This window comes from Neobacillus sp. SuZ13 (genome assembly GCF_030123365.1).
GTDB lineage: Bacteria > Bacillota > Bacilli > Bacillales > Cytobacillaceae > Neobacillus.
Window position 1 is genome coordinate 4,847,411 of record NZ_CP126107.1, and the last position, 21,964, is coordinate 4,869,374.

Sequence of the window (21,964 nt, forward strand, 5' to 3'; positions counted from 1 at the left end):
ACAATATCCATTTTTATTCCCCTCCAACCGATAAGGCAGGATCATTTGTATATACTGCTTCTATCGCTTCCTCCATAATTTGCAAACCTTCTTCCAGTTGCTCATCTGTGATCGTAATTGGCATGAGAAGGCGAATCACATTGCTGTAAATCCCAGCACTAAGTAACATCAGGCCGCGTTCCCCGGCAGCTTTTACAATTTTTCCAGTCGCTTCTTTATCTGGTGTTTTGGATTGTCGGTCCTTCACTATTTCCATCGCACACATTGCACCTAGACCGCGGACATCACCAATCCCCTCGAACCGCTCTGAAAGAAGATGCATTTTTTCAAGCACGCGATTACCTATTTTTCTTGCCCGGTCATTAAGTTGTTCACTTTCAATAATATCTAATACTGTCAGTGCTGCCCTACATCCTAGTGGACTTCCCGCGTAGGTTCCACCGATTTCACCAACCTCGGCAGTATTCATAATTTCCGCCCTGCCAATCACGCCGCTGATAGGAACGCCAGCACCCATTGATTTCGAAATCGTAATTAAATCAGGTACCACTCCAAAATGATCAATCGCAAAGTACTTTCCTGTCCGCGCGAACCCAGTTTGTATTTCATCGGCAATAAACAAGATACCATACTGTGTGCAGATTTCTCTAACCCGTTTAACAAAGGCGGTGTCCGGCACTATAAATCCGCCTTCTCCTTGCACAGGTTCCATTACAACTGCAGCAATCGTTTCAGGTGCAACTTCTGCCAGTAAAAATTGTTCAAATTGGTCGATCATCATGGCACTATATTGCTGTTCATCCATTCCTTCAGGTCGGTGGTACGCATATGGGTATGGCGCCTTGTAAACCTCTGGAGCGAATGGTCCAAAGCCGAACTTATACGGCTTCACTTTACTTGTCATCGTCATGGTCATTAATGTTCGGCCATGGAACCCCCTTGTGAACGAAACGATTCCCTGGCGCTTTGTATATTTCCTGGCAATCTTTACGGCGTTCTCCACCGCTTCTGCACCACTGTTAAAAAAAGCAGCCTGCTTGTCAAATTCACCCGGAGCAAGCTGGCAAAGCCGCTCGGCTAAGTTGATATACGATTCATACATCATTACATTAAAACCGGTGTGGATAAATTGACTTGCTTGTTCCTGAAGAGCTCTAACCACTCTAGGATGCGAGTGGCCAACGTTTATCGTTCCAATAGCACCAGCAAAATCAATATAACAATTACCGTCCACATCTTCTACCAAAGCTCCTTGTGCTTTTTTAACAAAGGAATGGCAGTTATTGCTAATTCCTTTTGGGACATATTTATTTCTTCGCTCCAAAATTTCCCTCGATTTCGGTCCGGGTATCTCTGTTTGGAGCTTGACATATCTCTTTTCCACTTCTGTGCTCCCCCTTTCAAAAAAATCGTTATGCATCTAAATGTTCTAAGACGGATTTGAAGGTGCTAACCACTTTATTAACCTCTTCATAGTTTATGGTCAATGCCGGTTCGATACGAATGGTTTTTGAATTAATTAATGTCCCGGCTACAAGGACTCCTCTGTCAAACATCCCTTTTGAGACTTCGTAGCCAATTTCATCTTGATGGAATTCAATGCCAATCATTAAGCCTTGACCACGAATCTCCAGGACCTTATCTTCATGGCCTGTTGCTGCCTTTTTCAGTTCTGCAAGGAAATAGGCGCCCACTTCCGCTGCTCTCTCTGGTAACTTATCTTCTATTAAAACCCCAATTGTCGCAATCGCTGCGGCACAAGCTAACGGATTGCCTCCGAAAGTTGTTGTATGCATAAACGGATTATCAAACCAGCTCTTGAAGACTTTTTCACTAGCTACAACTGCCCCAGCTGGCATCACGCCGCCGCCAAATGCTTTTGCTAGACAGATAATATCCGGAACAACTTCATATAGTTCTGCGGCGAACATTTTCCCCGTTCGGCCCATTCCTGTTTGCACTTCATCAAATATGAGCAAGGAGCCGTATTGATCACAAAGCTCACGGACTTGCTTTAAATAGTTTTCCGGTGGAAGAATAATACCGCCTTCACCTTGAATCGGCTCTAATAGAACAGCAGCGACATCTTCGCCAACAGAGGCACAGACCTCAAAGGTTTTTCTCATCATATCAATATCGCCAAATGGCACATGACGGAAGCCTGGGATTAATGGTAAGAAGGGTTTACGGAACATCCCTTTCGCGGTACCTGACAACGAGCCTAAACTTTTCCCATGGAATGCACGAGTCGTAGAGATAAATGTTGTCCGCTCACTGTACATTTTCGCAAGTTTTAGGGATGCTTCCACACTTTCTGTCCCACTGTTTGTAAAGAAGGCATACTTTAAATCCCCAGGAGTGATATCGGCTAAAATTTTTGCTAACATCGCACGAAGTGGATCTAGCAAATCCTGACTATGGAGCGCTTGCCGTTTTAATTGATCAGTTACCGCTTTAACCACCTTAGGATTGCGATGACCTACATTATAGATACCAAATCCGCCAAGACAATCGATATATTCTTTGCCATTGACATCCTTAAAGCAAGATCCATTATCAGACCATTCCACTGCTGCAAATTGGCCGCCTTCAGTAACTGTTTTGCGGTATTCTAGGAATCCCGGATTTACGTGTTCACGGAAGCCTTCAACTGTTTCTTTGGTAATCCAAGCCGCTTCCACTTCATTAATTTCCTCTTTTTCTATTAAGCTTAAAACCTTATTAATATATTCACTTACATTTTGATTTTGCTCACTTATTAATTCATTTTTTATATCAATACTCATAATTTTATTCCTCCTATTAAATGATTAATTAGAAAACCAGCCAATTGGTTCAACCTGTAAATTAATATTTATCTGTTTTATTTCTTGAAATTCTTCAAGTCCAAATGTACCAAGACTGCGTCCAATTCCACTTTGCTTATAGCCGCCCCACGGTGCTTCGTTATAAGTAGGATGGTAGGAATTTACCCAAGTAATCCCTGCACGCAGCTTTTTAATGACCCTTAGTGCCTTTGCACCATTGTTAGAAAACACACCACCGGCTAACCCATAAACTGTACCATTTGCTAGTTTAATAGCTTCTGCTTCGTCCTTGAACTTCTGGATGACTACAACAGGACCGAAGATTTCCTCCTGAACAATTCTCATCTCTTGGGTGACATCGACAAAAACCGTCGGTTCCACAAAATAACCATTTCCTAATCCGTTTGCGACCATCCGCTTTCCACCGCAAGCTACTTTCGCACCTTCCTTTTTACCTAGTTCAATGTAGGAAAGAACTTTTTCTAAGTGTTCCTGACTGACAAGCGGGCCCATTTCTGTTGCAGGATCATCACCAGGTCCAACTTGAATTTGCTTTGCACGTTCCACAAAGCGCTGGACGAATTGATCATAGATGCTTTCTTCAACAAGGATCCTGGAACCAGCGGAACATACTTGACCAGAACCTGCAAAGATACCAAATAACGCATAATCCACTGCTGTTTCAAAGTCAGCATCAGCAAAAATGATATTCGGCGATTTACCGCCCAGCTCTAACGAGACTTTCTTCATCGTGTCAGCTGCTATTTTCATAATATGCTTGCCTGTTTTCGTACCGCCGGTAAATGAAATCATATCAACCTCAGGGTGGGAAGCGATTTCATTTCCGACAACTGCTCCAGCTCCCATCACCAGATTGGCTACCCCTTTTGGCAAACCCACCTCTTCAAAAATTTCGAAAAGTATTTTCGGTGTAACTGGTGTCACTTCGGACGGTTTAAAGACAATTGTATTTCCTGCAGCCAAGGCAGGGGCAATTTTCCACACACTCATTAACAGTGGATAGTTCCAAGGAACAATCAAACCACATACTCCTACCGGTTCGCGGACTACCATGGCCTGCATTGGATCAGCGACATGATAGGTCTGTCCATCAGGCTTTGTAATCAGTCCTGCATAATAGCGAAAACAGGCGGCAGCATCACCGACGTCAAAGCCCGCTTCTCTCAATGGCTTCCCATTATCCATCGTTTCCAGATGGGTCAATTCATCGGCATATTCATCAATTTTGTCAGCAATCTTTAATAAATAGGAGGATCTTTCCTGTGCTGAAATCCCAGACCAAACACCTTCTTCGAAAGCCCTGCGTGCTGCATAAATGGCTGCACGGGCGTCAGCCCTTGTTCCTTCTGGCGCATATGATATAACCTCACCACTTGCAGGATTAATTACTGGACGTGTTTCTTGATTTTCGGCATCTTTCCATTCACCATCAATAAACATTTTCAAATTTACCACTCGTTTTTTTATCTCAACCATTTAAATTCCTCCCTTATTCACCCTCACTAACAATATATGCAAGAAGCGTGCCAATGAATAAAACCTACCAAAATAATGATCTTTCAAAAAATCTGAATGAATACTATTCAAATCTGCATAACCCTATGATTGATTGAATAGGAGAAAATATTACCCCCATATTTAGCGATTAATTAAAAAAAGCTGCTTCAGATCATTAGACCTGAAGCAGCTCAATTAAAAGGGTGATAGGTTTTCCATTTTTATATTTTTCTCAGTTAATATTTTTTGATACTTTCTACTAACAGATGACTGGCTGATTCCTAGGGCTTTTGCTGCTTTTGTTGTCGTTTTGTATTGGTTCATTGCCATCACAATTAACTGCTCCTCGACATGGTCGATAGCCTCCTGTAATGGGATGACCCTTGTAATGACTGGCTTCATCTTTTTATGTTCAAAGCCCATGGATAAAAATTGGCTGACGAACTCCGCATCAATCGAAGGGTTTTCGGCCGTGACTACTAATCTTTCAATAATATTTTGAAGTTCCCTGACATTCCCCGGCCAAGGGTAAAACTCTAGTACATTAATAGCATCAGGGGTTAGATGATAATTTCGCTCATATTTCTCATTCAATTGCTGGAGGAAATGAAAGGCAAGCAGCGAAATATCCTCTGTCCTTTCCCTTAAGGGCGGGATGTGTATCGGTATGACATTCAAGCGATAAAATAAATCCTCGCGGAATGTCCCTTCCTCAACCATTTTCTCTAATTTTTTGTTCGTAGCCGCAATAATCTGCACATTCACCTTAATAGGGGTAGTACTCCCAATCGGAATAACTTCCTGCTCCTGTAGAACTCGTAATAGTTTCACCTGTAAATGGATTGGCATCTCACCGATTTCGTCTAGAAATAAAATACCACCATCTGCTTGTTTAAAGTAGCCTTCTTTTCCGTTTTTATCAGCACCGGTAAAAGATCCCTTCGCATAACCAAATAGTTCACTTTCGAGTAAATTTTCCGGAATTGCCCCGCAATTTAATTTAAGGAAGGGCTTCGCCTGGCGTCTGCCTAATTGATGGATTGCTTGAGCAATTACCTCTTTTCCGACCCCAGATTCTCCGTTCAAAAGTACTGTGGAAGAAAAATCAGCTATTTTCTTTGCCTGATTAATAACCTTCTCCATTTTAGGACTACAATAAATAAGTTTTTTCAAAAAGCGGTCTTTACTCTTAAAATCATCCAATTCCTTCTTATATTGTTCTGAAATCTTTTTCATTTCCTGTAATTCACTTTTTAGTCGTGTGGTTTCGGTAATATCGCGTGATGCAATGATAATCCGGTCAAGTTCATTTTGATCATTAAAGACGGGATTTCCGACGGCAAGAATTTTTCTCCCAGCTTTGGTTTCTTGAACAACAGAGACTTTTTTTCCTTTCTCTAATACAAGTCTTGTGACCGAAGGTGTAAACAGCCCCTGGTCTTCAAGTTCAAGAATATTCTTGCCAATCAGCTCTTTTAAATCGACTTTCCAGAAATCTTGGATAATGTTTTCACTAAACCTGATTAGCTCTCCTTTGTTATTCACCACGAGAATTTCATCATAGATACTAGACAAAATCGCATGCAGGTCCATATTTAAATCTTTAATATATTCTATTTCCATAGCCATTTCTTCGACCATTGGCAAGTCCTGGGCAACAATGATGATTCCATCTACTTCATTCTCATAGTTCAAGATAGGGCTATAATCGACGAGAATCCCAATTTCATTCTTTATGACCAAATGATTAAGAAGCGTCTTTCCGGTGGAAAATACCTGTTCAAGATGGGTACGGCTAAAAATTTCTCCTGCTGGAAGATTCATAACCTTTTCTGCGGTCGATCTAATCATTTTTAAACCAGCTTCATTATAATTAATAATTCGCTTTTCTTTATCCAATACGAAAATGCCCATCGGAATCGAGGTTAGAATAATTTTAAGTAAGTCGACACTTTTATTTTCCTGTTTAAAAAGCTCAGCAAGAACATCTTCTCTGCTAATGTAACCAGCTGGATTAGCATCCACATCTCTAATAATCGCAAAAGGTTCGCCAATAATTTGGAACAACGCAGGCAAAGAGATTTGTTCACTAAGATGGCAGATACTATCTAAAGATTTCGCTTGTTCAAGTAATGATTCAATCGAGACATGCTCTTTATTATTGTTTTCAAGCATGACATACGCAAATAAATGATTTTGTCTTTTTAAAAACAAAAAGGGTTCTTTAAGGTTATTAAAGGTTGATCGAAGAACTACTTCACTTTCATCCACGTCCACTGAAATAATTGGTTTTACTTTTTCTTTTGCAACAGAAAACATCGTTTACTTCCCCCTCAACACCTTATCTATCTAATACTATCATTTTATTTGCAATATTTTAAATTAAATATTACATAAAAAAGAAGATGAGCGACCCATCTTCTTTTTCTTGCCATTAATCACTACCGGTAACAAATAAATCTTCTTTTATATACGCGAGAACCATCCCGGGTATAACATAATCTCCTTCCTGTACTTCGAGCGATTCTACTTCACCACTTAAACATGTCTGAACCGTTTCCTCTTTTCCTGCTTCGGAAGTAATGATAAATAGGGTTTCCCACTCATAAATTCTCGACTCATTTTTAATTGAAATCCTTTCCACCTTACCATAACATGGGCTTAGAACAACACCATAATACATGGAATCTCTCTCCTTTTTCGTTTAATAATATTGCTCGTGAAAAGGTCGTGTCTGTAATACTTGACTAAAAAATTCTTGAAATTCTGGGATATCCTCTGCCTCGATTCCCAATCTATCTGCCCAATGATCATCTGATAAAGTGTCTTCTTGACAAAGTAAAACCATGTTCCCTGACTGAATCGAAGTGACCATCGCTTTCCCAAAAAATTGCTCTGAATAGCCAATCATCAAATCGTAGCGGTGGTTATGTGAAATTAAACAAAAGTAATGTAACAGCTGCTGTTCTTTTTGTTCGGCTAATATATCCAGCTTCATTAAACTTCCTCCTTTTTTCTGCTGTTTCATTTTTAATATTTCAACCAGCCACGAAGTCTTGAAGCTTCTGCTAGCTTTTGAATTCCTTCAATATAAGCAGCAACTTTCATATTTACACCAAATCTAATGGAGGTATGGTAAACCTTTAAAAAGCTTTCTGTCATTTTCTCCTTGAGACGTTCATCCACAATCTCCTCGGTCCAGTAATAGCCTTGATTATTCTGACACCATTCAAAATAAGAGACAATGACACCACCGGAATTGGCGAGGATATCTGGGACAACAAGGATCTGCTGATCATCTAGAATTTTTAACGCTTCTTTTGTGGTCGGTCCATTGGCAGCTTCAATAATAATGCTACAGTTAAGTTTACTAGCATTATACTTATTGATTACTCCTGAGATTGCAGCAGGGATAAGGATATCACATTCTTTTTCTAATAAATCTTGGTTAGAAATGGAGCTATTAAAGCGATTAGAAACAATACCAAAGGAATCTCTATTTTCCAGAAGAAATGGTATATCTAGTCCGTTCTCATCATATACACCGCCAAGCATGTCGCCGATACCAATTACTTTTGCTCCAATCTCATATAAATACTGGGCAAGATAACTGCCGACATTACCGAACCCTTGAATGATGACACGTGTATCTTTTAACTGCATTTTCTTTAATTCACAGACCATTTGGAGCGTATATAAAACACCTTTTGATGTTGCTGTTTCCCTTCCCTTCGATCCCCCGAGAGCAAGTGGCTTTCCGGTGATAAAACCGGGAGAGTCGAATTCACGGATATGGTCGTATTCATCGAGCATCCATGCCATAATTTGCGAATTTGTATACATATCAGGTGCTGGAATATCCTTTGTGGGACCGACAAGTTGACTAACAGCCCTTACGTAGCCACGACTCAACCTTTCCAATTCATCTAAACTCATTTTACGAGGATCGCAGATGATGCCTCCTTTAGCACCGCCATAAGGAAGGTCGGTAATGCCGCATTTTAAGCTCATCCATCCGGCCAAAGCCTTTACCTCATTAGGCGTGACATCTGGATGAAACCGGATCCCTCCTTTGGTTGGACCTGAAGCATCATTATGTTGTGCACGGTACCCTTGGAATATTTCTGTCTGACCATTGTCCATTCGAACAGGGATGCTTACTTCTAAAAACCTCATTGGCTTCTTTAGAAATTCGAATACTTGGGGTGGGTAATTCAGGATGTTCACTGCTTCTTTTAATATTTCTTGAAACTCAACAAGGGAATTATCCTGTTCTATTCCTTTCATATTCTTCATGTCTAGAGATTCGACTGTCATTCTAACACCTCATTTTTTATTGTTACTTAAAGTTAAAGCAAGTTTCATGCCAACTTAGCAACACCGTTCTTAATAGGTAACCTAGTAAAAAAGAAAGAAGACCTATGAAGAAATGAGTCAATTATTCAATTCTGCATACCAACTCTTTTGAACAGTAAAAAAGCCAAGCGATATCGCCTGGCTCAATTAATTTTTATAAGGAAGAGGTTTTCTCCGCATCATCGATATTTAAATCAGCTATTTTGATTTGGAAAAATTTTGTTTGGTAAAGCATATACACTGCACCAATAACGATCCATACAATTCCGCCAATGAGAGCATCAAATTGTAAGTTCGCCCACAAAATTCCTGTTAATCCTGCTCCAATGACTGGCATAATGAGATAGGAGAAAATATCTTTCGCTGTTTTATATCTCTTCTGGCGAAAAATGAAATGAGCGATGACAGATAGGTTAACAAATGTAAAAGCAATTAATGCGCCGAAATTAATAAATGAAGAAATGAGCTCTAAACTAGGTGAAATCGCAAGTAATGAGACGACCCCAACCAAGATGACATTAAAAACCGGTGTCCGGAATTTGGGATGAACATACCCAAAAGCCTTTTTAGGCAAAACACCATTTCGTCCCATAACGTACAAAAGCCTGGATACACTTGCATGGGAGGCTAGCCCGGAAGCTACAGTGGCTGCAAAAGCACCGGAAAGGAAAACTAGTTTAAAAATGGTTCCACCCACAAACAATCCGATTTCAGGTAGTGTATCATCGGTTACTTTGAAGCCCGACACATCCGGAAATAGAGCTTGGGCGAAATAACTACACATGAAGAAAATGGCTCCGCCAATAAAGACCGTTAACATAATCGCTCTCGGCATCGTTTTTTGATCGATAGCTTCTTCTGCATACATGGTTACTGCATCAAAACCAATGAAGGAGAAACAAACTACCGTAGCTCCTGTCAAAATGGCTCCGGGGTGAATATCAGAATGGAAGAGGGGTGCTGTGGTGAAAATGGTTCCTTGTCCCATTCCTTTGGAGAGCTGGACAAAGGCAAGAACAATAAATGCCGCAATTAAAACCACTTCAAAAATGACAAGCAGTGAATTTAAGCTCGATGTTTTCCCCATGCTCCAAGCGTTAATCGCCGTGACGATACCAACATATGCGACAACCCAAACCCATGCTGGCACCATTGGAAATACTGAAACCATATATATACGAATAATTAATGCATTAACCATAGGAAGCAATATATAATCAAGCAACGCTGACCAGCCGACTAGGAACCCAAGATGCGGGCTCATGGTCTCTCGTGTATACGTATAAGCCGAACCCGCACTCGGGAACACTCTGACCATTTTCCCATAACTAATTGCGGTAAATGCCATTACCACTAGTGCTGCGAGGTATGCGAGTGGGACAACCCCATTCGTTTCTTCAGAGACAATTCCAAATGTATCAAACACGATCGTTGGTGTCATATAGCCCAATCCAAGCATAACGATTGCCCATAGCCCAAGTGAACGCTTAAGAGTAGTATTCTCCAATTTAACCATCTCTCCTTTTATATCTGTTTATTAGCAAGGATTTGTAAGCACTTTCATTTTGTTTTAGCAATGAAGAACTTAAATATTAAAAAACACCACAATAATTGTAGATCGGCTCCTCCTTCCATTTTACCTACTAATCTAACTATTTAAAATAGTTGCAATTTTCATGCCAATCATCTTTCTTTTTAAATCTTATCTTTGATCAAAATTTTTTATGAAAAAATGCATAACCTACTCAGGTTTGAATAAGAAAAGCACTAGGGCGCTGGAGCTAGACAGAAAACTAATTTCAAAAATTTATACTCTCCTATCATTGAACAAAAAAAGCAGTGGATTCTATCCGCAGAATCCGCTGCTTTCATAAAAAAATTATTCGTTTATGCTTCCTCCGCTTTATATTGGGGTGGCGCTATTCGGAATGCCTTTGTTAGAAAAAGCAAGTAAGTAAACCCAGCCATGAACCAAAGAATTCCCATAATCAAGGAGCTGACCTCTAGATTAATCCAAAGGATCCCAACCGCGCCCGCACCAATTAAAGGCATTATAATGTAATCAAAAAAACCTCTAGGTGTCTTGTGCATCTTTTGACGAACGGCAAAGTGATTAATAACAGAAAGATTAACAAACGTAAAGGCCATTAACGCACCGAAATTAATTAACGAAGTCGCCGTAACTAGATCGAAGAACCAGGCCGACAATGAGATGACACCCACGACTAAAACATTAATTGCTGGTGTCCGCCATTTTGGATGAACGTATCCAAACCATTTTTCCGGGAATACCTTGTCCCGCCCCATAACATACAAGAGTCGGGATACACTAGCATGTGATGCAAGTCCGGAGGCTAGTGTATTAACAAAGGTTGTACACAAGAAAATCGATTGGAACAGCTTACCGCCTACATATAGAGCAATTTCTGGAAGTGCGGCATCAGGTTCTTTGAATCTAGATATATCTGGAAAAAAGGATTGAATAAAAAACGATGTGGTAATAAAAATAACCCCTCCCCATAAAGCTGTAAGCATTATTGCTTTTGGGATCGTCTTTTGTGGATTGGGAGTTTCTTCAGACAATGTTGTAACAGCATCAAAACCCAGGAAAGAAAAGCAAAGAATTGTTGCACCGGTAATAAGGACTGGCAGGTTCATGCCTTCAACAAAAAATGGGTTTAAGCTAAAAACAGTTCCTGTTCCCTCGCCCGAATGTAAACCTTTAATCACCAGGATAATAAAGACAGCCATGATCAGTATTTGAACGAGAACAAATAATGTATTAAAATTTGCCAGGGCATTTACACTTCGCAGGTTTAAGAAGGTAACAATTCCTACAAACACTACTACCCAAATAAAATCTGGCACAGATGGGAACAATGCATTGAGGTACAGTTTTGTTAACAAAGCGTTTACCATTGGCAAAAACAAATAATCAAGCAGCGAAGACCATCCAACTAGAAAACCCAGGTGCCTGTTCATCGCTTTTTGGGTATACGTATAGGCTGAGCCAGCTTGTGGGAAAACCTTAACAAGCTTCCCATAACTTGACGCAGTAAACAGCATCCCAATCAATGCAATAATATAGGCTGTTGGAACATGCCCCTCGGTTACACCCGAAACAATGCCAAATGTGTCAAATACCACCATGGGTGTCATATAAGCTAACCCCATGATTACGACCTGCCACAACTTTAACGATCTTTTCAGCTTTACGCCATTCTCCACATATCATACCTCCTTTTTGATTAAAACGCTTTCATAAAAGAAATAACCCCTTTGACTTCTGAAAATTTTTAACTCCCCCTCACTTTTTTGAAAATTCAAATATATACTTGCAAATTCCGTGCCAAACTATTTACTTTTTACCTTAATCTCAAAGGGGAGCCAAATATAGTCAACCTAAAGTCTTTTGAATTATTCATCTATGCATACAATATTCCCAATTAAATAGTTTCTCGCTCCATCCACTACGATTCCTCTCATTATTTCATCTGGCACAATTCTTGCACTTTACCATATATGAAAATAAGAAATGGGGGAATCTTAAATGCACTATCCATTATCACCGGATGTTAAACCAGAATTTTGTACCACCGGGACCTTTATGAGGTTACCCTCCCACAGGGAAAATGCTAAATTGGCCATTGTTGGAGTCCCGTTTGATACTGCAGCCTCCTTTCGTGTTGGTGCTCGGTTCGCTCCTCAGGCTATTCGTCAGTCGTCAATGACTCTATTCCCATATCATCCGATTCACAAGGTTTATCCTTTTGACGAATGTAATGCCATTGACATCGGTGATATATCTGTCATTCCACATAACATCCATCGCAGCTATGAGGTGATTGAAAAAGCAATGGGGGACTTGATGGAAAAAGGGATTATTCCTATTGGACTAGGGGGAGATCATTCTGTAACATTAGCCCATCTTCGAGCCGCAGTAAAAGTGCACGGTCCTGTTGCCTTAATTCACTTTGATTCTCATACAGATACTTGGGACACATATTATGAAGAAAAGTATTGGCATGGTTCACCATTCATCCGAGCATACGAAGAGAATCTCCTCATTCCTGATAAGGTTTTCCAAGTAGGAATTCGAGGAACTCTGAACCATCCCGGTGATATTGACGCCAGCACGGATTTAGGCTATCACGTGATAACAACGCCTGAGCTAAAGCAACGAGGTATTGAAAATGTCTTGAATGAAATGAAAGCAAAAATTGGTGATACTCCTTGTTTCTTAAGCTTTGATATTGATTTTGTTGATCCTTCATGCGCACCAGGAACGGGAACACTAGAAGTTGGTGGTTTAAATAGTTTTGAAACGTTGCAAATCATTCGATCTCTAACTGATTTTCACTTTATTGGTTTTGACTTAGTTGAAGTCTTGCCACCATATGATCCGACTCAGATTACATCATTACTTGCTGCCACCATTATCCATGAATTTGCTAGTCTCGTTGCTCTAAAAATTAAACAAGGTTAATAGTTCAATATAAAAAAGCAGTGATTCCATTTTTAGGAAACCACTGCTTTTTGTTTAGAGTACAATTGTTATGAAATACTACTTAACATAGCTTTTATTTCGCAAATCGGTGGTTACCAATGGTAACCGTTACTGGACGTGAGTAAATCCATTTACTTACAGCTGTTTTTGGATTATAGAAAAATAATGATCCATTTCCCTGGCCTCTGAATGCAAGTGCTTCATTCACTGCTCTCTTTGAAGCAGCATCAGCTGGTTGATTAATTGTTCCATTTTTTACAGGCGTGAAGGCATAGTACCCATTCGACTTTTCATAAATAACACCTTTAACGGTATTAGGGAAATCAGGGCTGGATACACGGTTAAGAATAACCGTTGCAACGGCTACTTTCCCTGCATATGGCTCCCCCACTGCCTCAGCACGAACTAATCGAGCCATTAAATCTTTTTCTGCTGCCGTAATGGTAGAATTCGGGATTACTAGATTAGATCCTGCATAAAGAAGATTACTAGTTTTATTGTTTGCCTTTTTTAGATTATTAACAGTTACACCGTACTTCACGGCTATTTTCCAATAAGTTTCTCCTGATTGTACTTTATGCGTGGTCGTTGCCGCTTCTGTTGTTCCATTTAACGTAAAAGCTGACATTGATAAGATAAGTCCAGTCGCAATTAGTAATTTTTTAAATTTATTCATATTTTATTACCTCCAATATTTGTTCCGCGCTTGTCATACTAATAAGGCTAACAGTTGTTACAATCGGATTCATTGCCCAAAAAATGGTAACGAATAAGATGCTTAAATAGCGCCCAGCATAAAGGGATTTGTCTACTAAATAGAATTATCTTCCATTAATATATTCATTCCATTAGATGGACATTGTGGAAGTAATAGGTTAAATTATTACAAATTGTTTCATGCTTGTAACATACAAATAGAGTGTAACGCTCTTTAAAACCAATGAATTTTTCACTAAATTGACAACAAATTCCTCAAATACATACAGGATTTCTGCTGAATCTTTGGTAATAATATAAGTGAAGTGATAAAGGAGGCTATTTTTATGGAAAATCAGTTAGTCAGTGTACTTAACAAACAGATTGCAAACTGGTCTGTACTGTATACGAAGTTACATAACTATCACTGGTATGTAAAAGGTGGACAATTTTTCACCTTACATGTCAAATTTGAAGAGTTTTATAATGAGGCGGGTCTTCATGTCGATGAACTAGCAGAACGTTTGCTATCCATTGGTGGAAAACCTGCAGCTACCATGAAGGAATACCTTGAGATCTCATCAATAAAAGAAGCGTCAGGTAACGAATCTGCGGATGAAATGGTTGAATCTATTATCAACGACTTCTCAATTATTATTGGCGAATTGAAAGAAGGCATGAGCTTTGCCGAAGAAAATAATGATGAAACAACAGGAGATATGCTGCTTGCGATTCATTCTGGCCTTGAGAAACATGTTTGGATGCTAACGGCTTTCTTAGGCAGATCCATTTAGAATCACACTACAGTCCAACCATTGGTTGGACTGTTTTCTTATTTATAATAATTATTAAAAAGGATTGACTTTCACTTAATATTTATATTATTATTAAATTATCAAATAATTGGAGGTTGGAAAAATTGTCTAAACCTGAAGTGATCGTTTATAGCAGTTCCGGCTGTCCCTATTGTGAAAAAGTAAAATCATTCTTAAAAGATCGCCACATTGATTTCGAAGAGCGGAATGCTTCCATACATAAGGAATATTTTGATCAATTAAAGGAACGGAAAATTTATGGAACACCAGCAACGCTTATTAATGGAAAACTAGTCCTTGGCTTTCAGGAGAAAAAATTAAATAAATTACTTGGACTCTCGGATGACCAAGTTCCTGTGCTTAGCTCTGCAAAGACTGAAACTAGCAATGCAAATGCTGATACTATTTTTCAAGCAGTCAATGAAAATGTTCTTGACGAAGTCTATGATTTTGTTACCATCGGCGGCGGTCCCGCCGGAGCATCTGCAGCTGTTTATTCAGCCCGAGGCAAGTTAAAAACACTCGTGATTGATAAAGCCCCAAAAGCTGGCACACTTGCCATCACACATAAAATCGCGAACTACCCAGGTGTACGCGAAGAAGTTACCGGGCTTGAACTTTTAACAAGAATGCAAGCACAAGCGAAGGATTTTGGAGCAGAATTCGTTCGTTCAACTGTCCTATCTGTTGATTTTTCAAATGAAATCAAAATGATAGAATTAGCCGAAGGTACCATTAAAGCTAAAAGTGTCTTTATTGCTGTAGGTGCAAAAGCCCCTTCCGGTAAGATTAAAGGGGAAGAAGAATACACAGGACGTGGTGTTAGCTATTGTTCAACCTGTGATGCAGCCTTTTATCAAGACAGAGTGGTCGCTGTTGTTGGTGATAATGATGAAGCCATCCACGAGGCAGAAACTTTGGCCAAGTATTGTAAAACAGTAAAGTTGTTAATTCCAACTGAATTAAAGGGCGATGTAGATCTTTCTGTATTGGAAAATAACTCTAATGTTGAAATTTATAAACGTCATCGTGTAAGAGAAATTATTGGGACAGATAGTGTGGAGAAAATTGTTGTGCTTACCGATAAAAAGGAAGAGCAGTTATGGGATGTGGATGGAATCTTCTTATATCTCGGCGGTATGATGCCAGGTACAGACTTCTTAAAAGGAGCGGTGATCCGCGATGAAGAAGGCTATTGTTTAGTAGATGAGTACTTACGCACAAATGTTGACGGAGTCTTTGCAGGCGGCGACGCCAGAAGAACACCGATTAAACAAGCAGTTATTTCAGCAGCTGACGGGGCAATTGCAGCTTTGAGTGCCGAGCAGCATGTCAATAAACGGTCAAAACTCCGCCCACAGTATTCATAAAAAAAGACGGCAGCTGCCGTCTTTTTTATTGCTAATCATTAGTTTTAAACGAGGATTGTTGCTTTCACCCCATTAACCACATACGACGGTGCTTCACCGTTTAACACCTTAACGATGTTTCCTGCTGCCATAATTGCCATGGCATCACGCGTTTCATAAGTAGCATTTCCGATATGTGGAGTTAGTACAACGTTTTTCAGCTTTTTCAAACCGTCGCTTATTTCAGGTTCGAATTCAAATACATCAATTCCTGCTCCCTCAATCTGTTTCTCTGCTAAGGCCTTAATCAGCGCCGCCTCGTCAACGATTGGTCCACGGGCACAGTTAATTAAATAGGCAGTTGATTTCATCATTTCAAACTGCTTTGTGCTAAACATATGTTTCAGCGCTGGATTATAAGAACAATTTATCGCAATAAAATCTGATTCTGCAACTAACTCATCAAACGATACATAGGTGGCATTAAGTGCCTGTTCAACTTCTAGGTTTTTTCGATTCGGACCTGTATATAGGACCTTCATATCAAAGGCAGCCGCTCTTTTCGCAACTGCTTGGCCAATTTGACCAAATCCAACAATACCGATGGTTTTTCCTGTTACTTCCCGGCCTCGAAAATAAAGAGGGGCCCACCCATTAAAACCAACCGTCCGACAGACTTCATCCCCTTCAGCTACTCTTCTTGCTGAGGCAAGTAAAAGGGCCATAGTCAGATCAGCTGTTGCAGCAGTAGACGCTATAGGTGTATTTGTAACTGGGATTTCTTTGGATGCGGCATATTCAAAGTCAATATTATTAAATCCAGCTCCATAGTTTGCAATAATCTTTAAGTTAGGGGCTTGGTCAATTACTTCTTTTGTTACAGGGGTAGATAATAAACTGAGAAGAGCATCCTTATCTTTGATTCGCTCTCTTAATTCTGTATCAGAAATCAATTTCTCGCCTGAAAATACTTCAACCTCGTGATTTTCTATCAACAACTCTAGCCCCTTTTGCGGGATCTCACCTGCTACTAAAATTTTTGCCATTGCCTAACACCTCTCCTGAATAAAATGACTGCCTTTTCCATTAATCCAAATAACTGTATATTATTATACTATAACAACAGGTTCTATAAAATTGTTTATTTATTAAATTTACTTCAACGATTTTTCTAAATAAATTATTTTCTTTTTCTAGGAGTCAACGTTTGTCCATTTCATCTTCTCCCTTCTGGCATACATTATAATAACTCAGCAATGCAGGAGGTGATTGCTATGGGACATGGACATAACAGCAGCTTCGCTTTAATTGTTGTGTTGTTTATTCTATTGATCATTGTTGGTGCATCCTTTATTTACTAATTGAGGCTTAGTGCCGACAGAAAAGAGCGGGAAACCTATTGGTTTCGCCGCTCTTTTTTATGTACTATAATTGCTTTTTGTCACGAGAGATTATGATTAAGCAAACAGTAATAATCATAAAAGCAATGAAAGCTAATAAAGGAATAGTAATAAAGCCAAGCCAGTTAATGTAATCCTTTGAGCAGGGCACTCCAGATGTACACATTTCAAATTGCTGTAAATACGGTATTTTTTGTAATAACGTATGGTATCCAGCGATTAGCAGACCAACGATAGACAATGGCAGAGCATATTTATAGATGCCTTGGTCGTTTCGGTAAACTGCCACTCCGAGGATGATGGCTAACGGGTACATAAATATCCTTTGATACCAACAAAGTGTACATGGAATAAAATGCATCACCTCACTAAAATAGAGACTGCCTAGTGTGGCAATGATGGCTGCTATCCAGGCGAGAAGTAAGGACTTATTCATGCTTAATCACCCTTCGCAGCTTTTTCAACCATGTCTTTTAAGTCATCGATGGTTTGTCCATCAAACTTTTCCCCATTAACGTAAATGGTTGGGGTTCCTGTAACACCTAATTTTTGAGCGTAATCCATATCTTTTTGCCAAGCATCATTGGATTTCTTAGCATCGAAATTCTTTACGACCTTGTCAACATCGCTAGCGCTAGCCACTTCTTTTAAGGTATTCGTCAAAAATTCTTCCGTAAAAACGTCCATTTTCTCATATTTGCTATCTTCGGGCTGTTTTTCGTAAAGGAGCTCATGGAATTTCCAAAACGTATCATTGCCAAGTTCCGCGAAAACGGATTCCGCAAATTTAGCTGATCGTTCGGAGTCAACGTTAATGAACGAATCATTCATAAAATAAAACTTTGCTTTGCCGGTATCAACAAGTTCCTTTTGAATAATTGGTACAACATCCTTGCCAAAGTTTTTGCAATTCGGGCATTTATAATCACCAAATTCAATAATCGAAACGGGAGCTGATTCCTTACCTAAGTATGGCTGATTGCTATAATCAATTTTTGTGGATGTGGTTTTATCTTGTTGTTTGGAGTGATTGCCTAAAAAAATGAAACCTAAAATAAAAACGGCAACCAAGCCGACCATCCAAAAAGTAAAAGCAGAGGATGATTTTGCTTCTTTTTTCTTATCTTTATTATTATTTGCCATAATAGTCTCCTTTTTATAGATGTGAGTTTTCATAGCTAGTATAAATATCACTTATCCCACTGAATAATGCAAATAAAAGGGCCTTCTTACATATAAAAAAATGCCATCCTAAAATGGCATTTTTCACAATTCGTCTACACTAGCTTTTAAGAATATCCTCAATCCTTGCTAATTCTTCCTCTGAAAAATCAAGGTTATTCAACGCGGCAACGTTTTCCTCAATTTGACTCACTCTGCTCGCACCAATTAGGACAGTAGTAACCCTTCCACCCCGTAAAACCCAAGCAAGGGCCATTTGTGAAAGACTTTGACCACGCTCTGTTGCAATGTCATTTAATTTTTGAACTCGAGCCAATACTTCAGCAGTTACATGCTCCTCACGCAAGAACCCTGTAGAGCTTGCTGCACGAGAATTGGCTGGAATCCCTGTTAGGTATTTATTCGTTAATAAACCTTGTGCTAACGGACTAAACGCAATCGAACCTACCCCGTTTTCCTGAAGCACATCCTGTAAGCCGTCCTCTATCCAACGGTTAAACATGGAATATTTGGGTTGATGGATTAACAAAGGTGTTCCTAATTGATTTAATATTTTAATTGCGTCAGCAGTTTGTTCGGCACTATAGTTAGAAATTCCAACATATAAGGCTTTACCTTGACGAACAATAGAATCTAATGCTCCCAGGGTTTCCTCAAGCGGTGTATTTGGATCTGGCCGGTGCGAATAAAAAATATCCACATAATCAAGGCCCATTCGTTTTAAACTCTGATCTAGACTAGATACTAAGTATTTTCTCGAGCCCCAATCCCCATAGGGTCCTGGCCACATCGTATAGCCAGCTTTTGTAGATATGATCATTTCATCACGGTAAGGAGCAAAGTCTGTTTTTAAGATTCGACCAAACATTTCTTCAGCTGAACCTGGCGGCGGACCATAATTGTTGGCCAAATCAAAGTGGGCAATCCCCAAATCAAACGCTCTTCTGAGCATGGCCCGTCCATTTTCATAGGGATCTACTCCGCCAAAGTTATGCCAAAGCCCCAGCGAGACGGCCGGCAGCATTAATCCTGAACGGCCGCTGCGATTATATTTCATAAATTCATACCGATTTTCGGCTGCTTGGTAGATCATGTAGTTTTCCTCATCCCTATATTTTTTTTGATACGCTAACTATATCATATTAATAAAATTTCATTCACCATAGTTGCAATATTTGAGTAATAAACTGAAACTTTGATAAAATAAACAGACTACATTTTATGAGGAGTAAAAAAATGACAAACAATCAAAAATATTTTGGTTTTATTGGAACGTATACGAAGGGTGGCAGCGAAGGAATCTATTCCTTTACACTAGATGCAAGCGAGAAAAGAATCACCGATATTACAATTGCTGCTAAGTTAGAAAACCCTACATACCTAACCATTAGTAATGACAATCGCTACCTCTACTCTGTTGCCAAAGAAGGTGACAATGGTGGCGTTGCTGCTTTTTCTATTAGTGAAAATGGCGCATTAACTGAACTTAATCGTCAGATGCTTCCAGGGTCTTCCCCTTGTCACGTGAGTGTAGACAGTAAGAACCGCTATGCATTCAGTGCCAATTATCATAAAGGATCCGTAGAATCTTATCTAATTAACGAGGAAGATGGATCGGTTCAACCAGCTGCATCAGTGATAAAGCATGAAGGTTCTGGACCAGATCCAAGACAAGAGAAACCACATACCCATTATGCTGGCATCACCCCTGATGAGAATTATCTAGCGGTTGTTGAATTGGGTATTGATGCATTAATCACTTATGCAGTTAACAGTGATGGCACTCTTTCAAAAGCGCATGTTCTTCCATTAAAAGCTGGAAGCGGACCAAGACATTTGGTTTTCCATCCAAATCAACAATTTGCTTATATCATGACTGAGTTTAGCTCTGAAGTGATTGTTTTAACCTATAACTCTGAAAATGGTCATTTCACAGAGAAACAATATATTTCTACGCTGCCTAACGATTTCAACGAGAATAATCAAGGCAGCGCCATTCATATTTCATCTGATGGACAGTTTGTATACGCTGGTAATCGTGGCCATAACAGTATTGCGGTTTTCCGTGTAGATCAAGAAACGGGAGAGCTTAGCTTTGTTGATCGTACATCAACTGAAGGGGATTGGCCGAGGGATTTTATGTTAGACCCATCGGAGAAATTCATTGTGGCATCGAACCAAGAGTCCAGTAACCTCGTCTTGTTTTCACGTGATGAAAACACTGGAAAACTAACATTAATACAGGCTGATATTGAGGTTCCGTATCCGGTTTGTATCAAATTCTTACATGTGTAATATAAAGACAGGATAAGTGATGAACTTATCCTGTTTTTTAATAAACCAATGTACTCTAAGTTAATACTAAGTGGGATGCTTTTTTGTAAAGGATGTGTCCCCATTGTTTGATTTTTTTCATAGCCAAGAATCACTTAGTTCACTTGAGTGGATAGTCAGAGCTGTGATTGCCTTTTTCTTTTTGCTAGTTGTTGCAAAAATCATGGGTCAGCGCGCCATTTCACAGTTAAGGTTATTGGATTTTGTTATCGCTTTGGTCTTAGGAAATATTATTGCCCATCCCTTATCAGATGAACATCTTGGGATGAAAGGTTCTATGATTACAACTGTTGTATTGGTGGTTTTGTACTCTGGGGGATTAATACTTACACTAAAATCAAACCGCATTGAAAAGTTTCTCGACCCGGCACCTTACATACTTATTAAGAATGGGAAAATCAATTATAAGGGCTTAAAGAAAGCGAGAATTTCTATTAATCATTTATTAGCGGAGTTACGAAAAGAAAAAGTAGAGAATGTGAAAAAAGTAGCTTTGGCATTGTGGGAATCTGATGGGAAAATCTCGATTTTTTTAGAACCAAAATATACTGCACTGACACCGGCAATTTCTCAAATGACCGTTGAGCCATTTGATTTTCCAAAAACAATCATAAAGGAAGGCAAGTTAGATTACACTGCCCTTAAAGAATTAAATGTAATGGAAGACTGGCTTGTTCAAACACTTAGGAACCTTCATCAGGTTGAAATAAGAAATATATTACTTGCCACAATCGATAGCCAGAAAAAATTACAGGTTTTATTATTTAATGAAATAGATTAACAAAACTATTGACTACACGTACTAACTTGTAGTAAATTTTATAAATAATCTAAATAATTGTTTTCTTATCAAGAGAGGTTGAGGGAAAGGCCCTGCGACACCTCAGCAACCATCAATGGCTATTTCATTGAAAAGGTGCTAAGTCCTGCAAATTAGCTGCTAATTTGCAAGATAAGAAGAATGACTTTTTGGTCGTACGTACAAAAGCCATCTTCTTAC

20 protein-coding genes and 1 riboswitch are annotated in these 21,964 nt (G+C 39.3%); of the genes, 6 read left to right on the forward strand and 14 right to left on the reverse strand.

All coding sequences use genetic code 11. The features are described from left to right. Positions 1 to 13: 13 nt before the first annotated feature. The 9 genes from gabT to QNH17_RS24060 form a co-directional block, all read right to left on the reverse strand. Complete coding sequence (gabT, locus tag QNH17_RS24020) at positions 14 to 1,384, reverse strand: 4-aminobutyrate--2-oxoglutarate transaminase (RefSeq protein WP_283875580.1); 1,371 nt, start codon at positions 1,382 to 1,384, stop codon at positions 14 to 16. A 28-nt stretch (positions 1,385 to 1,412) separates the two neighbouring features. Next, positions 1,413 to 2,786 carry a putrescine aminotransferase gene (locus QNH17_RS24025; protein ID WP_283875581.1) on the reverse strand — a complete coding sequence of 458 codons (1,374 nt, stop codon included), beginning with the start codon at positions 2,784 to 2,786 and terminating at the stop codon, positions 1,413 to 1,415. A 24-nt stretch (positions 2,787 to 2,810) separates the two neighbouring features. Then, entirely contained in the window at positions 2,811 to 4,283 is a 1,473-nt protein-coding gene (locus QNH17_RS24030) for an aldehyde dehydrogenase family protein (protein ID WP_283879583.1), read from the reverse strand. Between the two features lie 237 nt (positions 4,284 to 4,520). Beyond that, on the reverse strand, positions 4,521 to 6,644 hold the full coding sequence (locus QNH17_RS24035; protein WP_283875583.1) for a sigma 54-interacting transcriptional regulator: 2,124 nt from the start codon (positions 6,642 to 6,644) through the stop codon (positions 4,521 to 4,523). A 115-nt stretch (positions 6,645 to 6,759) separates the two neighbouring features. Continuing rightward, a complete protein-coding gene (locus tag QNH17_RS24040) occupies positions 6,760 to 7,008 on the reverse strand; it encodes a biotin/lipoyl attachment domain-containing protein (protein ID WP_283875584.1) in 249 nt (82 codons plus the stop codon). A gap of 21 nt (positions 7,009 to 7,029) precedes the next feature. Beyond that, complete coding sequence (locus QNH17_RS24045; protein ID WP_283875585.1) at positions 7,030 to 7,323, reverse strand: SAV0927 family protein; 294 nt, start codon at positions 7,321 to 7,323, stop codon at positions 7,030 to 7,032. A 32-nt stretch (positions 7,324 to 7,355) separates the two neighbouring features. Next, positions 7,356 to 8,642, reverse strand: a complete 1,287-nt coding sequence (locus QNH17_RS24050; RefSeq protein WP_283875587.1) for a Glu/Leu/Phe/Val family dehydrogenase — start codon at positions 8,640 to 8,642, stop codon at positions 7,356 to 7,358. 193 nt (positions 8,643 to 8,835) lie between these two features. Next, the gene (locus tag QNH17_RS24055) at positions 8,836 to 10,197 is read right to left on the reverse strand and encodes an APC family permease (RefSeq protein WP_283875588.1); all 1,362 of its coding nucleotides are present in this window, start codon (positions 10,195 to 10,197) and stop codon (positions 8,836 to 8,838) included. 371 nt (positions 10,198 to 10,568) lie between these two features. Beyond that, positions 10,569 to 11,909 (reverse strand): APC family permease, encoded by a 1,341-nt coding sequence (locus QNH17_RS24060; RefSeq protein ID WP_283875590.1) that lies wholly within the window; start codon positions 11,907 to 11,909, stop codon positions 10,569 to 10,571. Positions 11,910 to 12,231: 322 nt separating this feature from the next. Between QNH17_RS24060 and speB the strand changes: the two genes are divergently transcribed. Beyond that, positions 12,232 to 13,167 (forward strand): agmatinase, encoded by a 936-nt coding sequence (gene speB / locus QNH17_RS24065; RefSeq protein WP_283875591.1) that lies wholly within the window; start codon positions 12,232 to 12,234, stop codon positions 13,165 to 13,167. Positions 13,168 to 13,261: 94 nt separating this feature from the next. Here the strand turns inward: speB and QNH17_RS24070 are convergent, their stop codons facing one another. Beyond that, positions 13,262 to 13,864 carry a cell wall hydrolase gene (locus QNH17_RS24070; protein ID WP_481858544.1) on the reverse strand — a complete coding sequence of 201 codons (603 nt, stop codon included), beginning with the start codon at positions 13,862 to 13,864 and terminating at the stop codon, positions 13,262 to 13,264. A 367-nt stretch (positions 13,865 to 14,231) separates the two neighbouring features. On the opposite strand from QNH17_RS24070, the gene QNH17_RS24075 reads away from it, so the two are divergent. Continuing rightward, complete coding sequence (locus tag QNH17_RS24075) at positions 14,232 to 14,678, forward strand: Dps family protein (protein WP_283875593.1); 447 nt, start codon at positions 14,232 to 14,234, stop codon at positions 14,676 to 14,678. 125 nt (positions 14,679 to 14,803) lie between these two features. Then, positions 14,804 to 16,069 (forward strand): FAD-dependent oxidoreductase, encoded by a 1,266-nt coding sequence (locus QNH17_RS24080; RefSeq protein WP_283875594.1) that lies wholly within the window; start codon positions 14,804 to 14,806, stop codon positions 16,067 to 16,069. A gap of 44 nt (positions 16,070 to 16,113) precedes the next feature. Here the strand turns inward: QNH17_RS24080 and QNH17_RS24085 are convergent, their stop codons facing one another. Continuing rightward, positions 16,114 to 17,094 carry a 2-hydroxyacid dehydrogenase family protein gene (locus tag QNH17_RS24085; protein ID WP_283875595.1) on the reverse strand — a complete coding sequence of 327 codons (981 nt, stop codon included), beginning with the start codon at positions 17,092 to 17,094 and terminating at the stop codon, positions 16,114 to 16,116. 210 nt (positions 17,095 to 17,304) lie between these two features. On the opposite strand from QNH17_RS24085, the gene QNH17_RS24090 reads away from it, so the two are divergent. Continuing rightward, on the forward strand, positions 17,305 to 17,409 hold the full coding sequence (locus tag QNH17_RS24090) for a YjcZ family sporulation protein (RefSeq protein ID WP_283875596.1): 105 nt from the start codon (positions 17,305 to 17,307) through the stop codon (positions 17,407 to 17,409). A gap of 64 nt (positions 17,410 to 17,473) precedes the next feature. Here the strand turns inward: QNH17_RS24090 and QNH17_RS24095 are convergent, their stop codons facing one another. The 3 genes from QNH17_RS24095 to mgrA all read right to left on the reverse strand — a co-directional run bounded on the left by QNH17_RS24095 (position 17,474) and on the right by mgrA (position 19,723). Further along, positions 17,474 to 17,884 carry a disulfide oxidoreductase gene (locus tag QNH17_RS24095; RefSeq protein ID WP_283875597.1) on the reverse strand — a complete coding sequence of 137 codons (411 nt, stop codon included), beginning with the start codon at positions 17,882 to 17,884 and terminating at the stop codon, positions 17,474 to 17,476. Positions 17,885 to 17,886: 2 nt separating this feature from the next. Then, entirely contained in the window at positions 17,887 to 18,591 is a 705-nt protein-coding gene (locus tag QNH17_RS24100; protein ID WP_283875598.1) for a DsbA family protein, read from the reverse strand. 139 nt (positions 18,592 to 18,730) lie between these two features. Beyond that, the gene (mgrA, locus tag QNH17_RS24105; RefSeq protein WP_283875599.1) at positions 18,731 to 19,723 is read right to left on the reverse strand and encodes an L-glyceraldehyde 3-phosphate reductase; all 993 of its coding nucleotides are present in this window, start codon (positions 19,721 to 19,723) and stop codon (positions 18,731 to 18,733) included. A 143-nt stretch (positions 19,724 to 19,866) separates the two neighbouring features. Between mgrA and QNH17_RS24110 the strand changes: the two genes are divergently transcribed. Beyond that, a complete protein-coding gene (locus QNH17_RS24110; RefSeq protein WP_283875600.1) occupies positions 19,867 to 20,925 on the forward strand; it encodes a lactonase family protein in 1,059 nt (352 codons plus the stop codon). 103 nt (positions 20,926 to 21,028) lie between these two features. Next, the gene (locus tag QNH17_RS24115; RefSeq protein ID WP_283875602.1) at positions 21,029 to 21,745 is read left to right on the forward strand and encodes a DUF421 domain-containing protein; all 717 of its coding nucleotides are present in this window, start codon (positions 21,029 to 21,031) and stop codon (positions 21,743 to 21,745) included. A 62-nt stretch (positions 21,746 to 21,807) separates the two neighbouring features. Next, a riboswitch (SAM riboswitch) is annotated at positions 21,808 to 21,923 on the forward strand. Positions 21,924 to 21,964 lie beyond the last annotated feature (41 nt).

Coding starts and splice junctions, on each gene's coding strand:
- speB (WP_283875591.1), top strand. CDS start 12,232: ATGCACTATCCATTATCACCGGATGTTAAACCAGAATTTTGTACCACC.
- QNH17_RS24095 (WP_283875597.1), bottom strand. CDS start 17,884: ATGAATAAGTCCTTACTTCTCGCCTGGATAGCAGCCATCATTGCCACA.
- QNH17_RS24075 (WP_283875593.1), top strand. CDS start 14,232: ATGGAAAATCAGTTAGTCAGTGTACTTAACAAACAGATTGCAAACTGG.
- QNH17_RS24035 (WP_283875583.1), bottom strand. CDS start 6,644: ATGTTTTCTGTTGCAAAAGAAAAAGTAAAACCAATTATTTCAGTGGAC.
- QNH17_RS24055 (WP_283875588.1), bottom strand. CDS start 10,197: ATGGTTAAATTGGAGAATACTACTCTTAAGCGTTCACTTGGGCTATGG.
- QNH17_RS24090 (WP_283875596.1), top strand. CDS start 17,305: ATGCAGGAGGTGATTGCTATGGGACATGGACATAACAGCAGCTTCGCT.
- QNH17_RS24085 (WP_283875595.1), bottom strand. CDS start 17,094: ATGGCAAAAATTTTAGTAGCAGGTGAGATCCCGCAAAAGGGGCTAGAG.
- QNH17_RS24025 (WP_283875581.1), bottom strand. CDS start 2,786: ATGAGTATTGATATAAAAAATGAATTAATAAGTGAGCAAAATCAAAAT.
- QNH17_RS24100 (WP_283875598.1), bottom strand. CDS start 18,591: ATGGCAAATAATAATAAAGATAAGAAAAAAGAAGCAAAATCATCCTCT.
- QNH17_RS24040 (WP_283875584.1), bottom strand. CDS start 7,008: ATGTATTATGGTGTTGTTCTAAGCCCATGTTATGGTAAGGTGGAAAGG.
- QNH17_RS24070 (WP_481858544.1), bottom strand. CDS start 13,864: ATGAATAAATTTAAAAAATTACTAATTGCGACTGGACTTATCTTATCA.
- QNH17_RS24045 (WP_283875585.1), bottom strand. CDS start 7,323: ATGAAGCTGGATATATTAGCCGAACAAAAAGAACAGCAGCTGTTACAT.
- QNH17_RS24110 (WP_283875600.1), top strand. CDS start 19,867: ATGACAAACAATCAAAAATATTTTGGTTTTATTGGAACGTATACGAAG.
- mgrA (WP_283875599.1), bottom strand. CDS start 19,723: ATGATCTACCAAGCAGCCGAAAATCGGTATGAATTTATGAAATATAAT.
- QNH17_RS24050 (WP_283875587.1), bottom strand. CDS start 8,642: ATGACAGTCGAATCTCTAGACATGAAGAATATGAAAGGAATAGAACAG.